Raw genomic sequence first — 3479 nt, forward strand, 5'->3', positions numbered from 1 at the left:
CGACCGCGATTGCAGTCAAAGCGTGTTTTTGCATCATCACTGTCCCTTGTTGCCTTCGTCGCCGTTGCCCGGCTTCTCTTCGTGGTGCGAGTGCTCCTGAGCCAGGCGCAGCGCCTCGTCGACGTCTTCCTTCTCGCCGCTGAAGATCGCGCGGATCTTCACGAAGAACATCGGGATCATGAAGATCGCGAGGAACGTCGCCGTGATCATCCCGCCGATCACGCCCGTACCGATTGCGTGCTGGCTGGCCGAACCCGCGCCGTTGCTGATCGCGAGCGGCATCACGCCGAGAATGAACGCGAGCGACGTCATCAGGATCGGACGCAGCCGCAGGCGCGCCGCTTCCAGCGCGGCCTCGATCGGCCCCATCTTCTCCGTCTGCTGCAGTTCGCGCGCGAACTCCACGATCAGGATCGCGTTCTTCGCGGACAATCCCACGGTAGTCAGCAGGCCGACCTGGAAGAACACGTCGTTCTCGAGGCCGCGCATCGTCGCCGCGAGCAGTGCGCCGATCACGCCGAGCGGCACCACCATGATCACCGAGAACGGGATCGACCAGCTTTCATACAGTGCCGCGAGACACAGGAACACGACGAGGATCGAGATCGCATACAGGATCGGCGCCTGCGAGCCGGACTGGATTTCCTGGAACGACAGGCCGGTCCACGAATAGCCGATACCGACCGGCAGCTTCTTCACGAGCCCTTCCATCGCGGCCATCGCCTGACCGGTCGACTTGCCCGGTGCGGCCTGACCCTGGATTTCCATCGCCGACACGCCGTTGTAGCGCTCGAGCTTCGGCGAACCGTACGTCCAGTGACCGGTCGCGAACGAGCTGAACGGCACCATCCCGCCCGATCCGTTGCGCACGTACCAGATGTTCAGGTCTTCCGGCGTCATCCGGAACGGTGCATCCGCCTGCACGTACACCTTCTTGATCCGGCCGTCGGTATCCAGGAAGTTGTTCACGTACTTCGATGCCCATGCGATCGAGAACGTCTGGTCGATCGCATCCGCCGTCACGCCGAGCGCATTCGCCTTCTCGCGGTCGATGTCGACCTTGTACTGCGGCGTATCGTTCAGGCCGTTCGGGCGCACGCCCTGCAGCGTCGGATCCTTCGAGGCCATCCCGAGCAGCTGGTTACGCGCGGCCATCAGCGCATCGTGGCCGAGACCGGCGTTGTCGGTCAGTTCGAAGTCGAAGCCGGCAGCCGTACCGAGTTCAGGAATCGACGGCGGGTTGAACGGGATCACCACGGCGTCCTTGTAACCCGAGTAGCGCCCGAACATCCGGCCGATCAGCGCCTGCACCTTCTGGTTCGCATGCTGACGCTGCGAGTAGTCCTTCAGGCGAACGAACACGAGACCGGAGTTCTGGCCACGGCCCGCGAAGCTGAAGCCGTTGACCGTGAACGCCGATTCGACGATTTCCTTCTCGTCCTTCAGCAGGTAATCGGAAATGTTCGCGAGCGTCTTCGCGGTCGTTTCCTGCGTCGAACCCGACGGCGTCTGCACGATCACGAACATCAGGCCCTGGTCTTCATCGGGCAGGAACGACTTCGGCAGGCGCACGAACAGCAGGCCAACCGCGACGATCACGACCAGATAGATGATGAGCCAGCGGCCCGAGCGCTTGATCACGTGGTGCACGCCGACGTGGTACTTGTCGCGGCTGTTGTTGAACGTGCGGTTGAACCAGCCGAAGAAACCCTTCTTCTCTTCGTGATGCCCTTGCGGGATCGGCTTGAGGATCGTCGCGCACAGCGCCGGCGTCAGGATCAACGCGACGAGCACCGACAGCACCATCGCCGACACGATCGTCAGCGAGAACTGCCGATAGATCGCGCCGACCGAACCGCCCGAGAACGCCACCGGCACGAACACCGCCGACAGCACCAGCGCCACGCCGACGAGTGCGCCGGTGATCTGGCCCATCGCCTTGCGGGTCGCCTCCTTCGGTGACAGGCCCTCTTCGGCCATCACGCGCTCGACGTTCTCCACCACCACGATCGCATCGTCGACCAGCAGGCCGATCGCGAGCACGAGGCCGAACATCGACAGCGTGTTGATCGAGAAGCCCACCATCGACATGATCGCGAACGTGCCGAGCAGCACGACCGGCACCGCGATCGTCGGGATGATCGTTGCCCGCAGGTTCTGCAGGAACAGATACATCACGAGGAACACGAGCACGATACCTTCGAGCAGCGTCTTGACCACTTCCTCGATCGACAGCTTCACGAACGGCGTCGTGTCGTACGGGTACTTCACGACGAGGCCGTGCGGGAAGAACGGTGCCAGTTCGTCGATCTTCGCGCGCACGGCCTTCGCGGTTGCGAGCGCGTTCGCGTTGGTCGCGAGCTGGATACCGAGTGCCGCGGTCGGCTGACCGTTGTACTTCGTGTCGAAGTTGTAGTTTTCGCCGCCGAGGCCGATCTGCGCGACGTCCTTCAGGCGAACCTGCGAGCCGTCCTGGTTGACCTTCAGCAGGATGTTGCCGAACTGCTCGGGCGTCTGCAGCAGCGTCGATTCGGTGATCGTCGCCTGCAGCATGGTGCCCGGCTTCGCCGGCGTGCCGCCGATCTGGCCGCCCGCGATCTGCACGTTCTGCGCGGTGATCGCGGAGCTGACGTCGACCGGCGTGAGGCCGTAGTTCGTCAGGCGGTTCGGGTCGAGCCAGATCCGCATCGCGTACTGCGAGCCGAACAGCGTGACGGTACCGACGCCGTTCAACCGGCTGATCGGATCCTTCACGTGCGACGCCACGAAGTTCGCGAGGTCGTACTTGTTCATGCTGCCGTCTTCGGAGTTGAAGGCGAGCACCAGCAAGAAGCTGCTGCTCGACTTCGTCACCGAGAGGCCGAGCTGCTGCACGACCTGCGGCAGGATCGGCGTCGCGAGCGACAGCTTGTTCTGCACCTGGACCTGCGCGATGTCGGCGTTGGTACCCGGCGCGAAGGTCAGCGTGATCGTCGCGTTGCCCGAGTCGTCACTGGTCGACGACATGTACAGGAAGTTGTCGAGGCCGCTCATCTGCTGCTCGATCACCTGCGTTACCGTGTCTTCCACCGTCTTCGCGGAAGCGCCCGGGTAGTTCGCGGTGATCTGGATCGATGGCGGTGCGATCGTCGGATACTGCGAGATCGGCAGCGTGAAGATCGCCGCAACCCCGGCCAGCATCAGGATGATGGCGATCACCCACGCGAAGATCGGGCGATCGATAAAAAACTTTGCCATGAAACAGGCTCCCTGTTATTGCGCGCTCGAAGCAGCGGCAGCACTCGCCGGCGCAGCGCCCGATGCGGCAGCACCGGAAGCGGCAGCGGCGCCGGAACCGGCGGCAGCCGGCGCGGCGGACGCGGCAGCCGCACCCGACGCGGCATCGGCCGCCGGTGCGAGCTGCGCGGGAACCGTCTTCACGGTCGCACCAGATCGGAAGAGCACACGTCTGAACTCCAGTCACCGTACGTAATCTCGTA

At 63.7% G+C, this 3479-nt stretch carries 1 protein-coding gene; it reads right to left on the reverse strand.

Annotation, left to right across the window (positions count from 1 at the left end; translation table 11 throughout):
- Nucleotides 1–36: 36 nt before the first annotated feature.
- The gene (gene bpeB / locus L810_RS00235) at nt 37–3237 is read right to left on the reverse strand and encodes an efflux RND transporter permease BpeB (RefSeq protein WP_021156316.1); all 3201 of its coding nucleotides are present in this window, start codon (nt 3235–3237) and stop codon (nt 37–39) included.
- Nucleotides 3238–3479: the final 242 nt, after the last annotated feature.

The organism is Burkholderia sp. AU4i (genome assembly GCF_000466765.1).
Classification (GTDB): domain Bacteria; phylum Pseudomonadota; class Gammaproteobacteria; order Burkholderiales; family Burkholderiaceae; genus Burkholderia; species Burkholderia cepacia.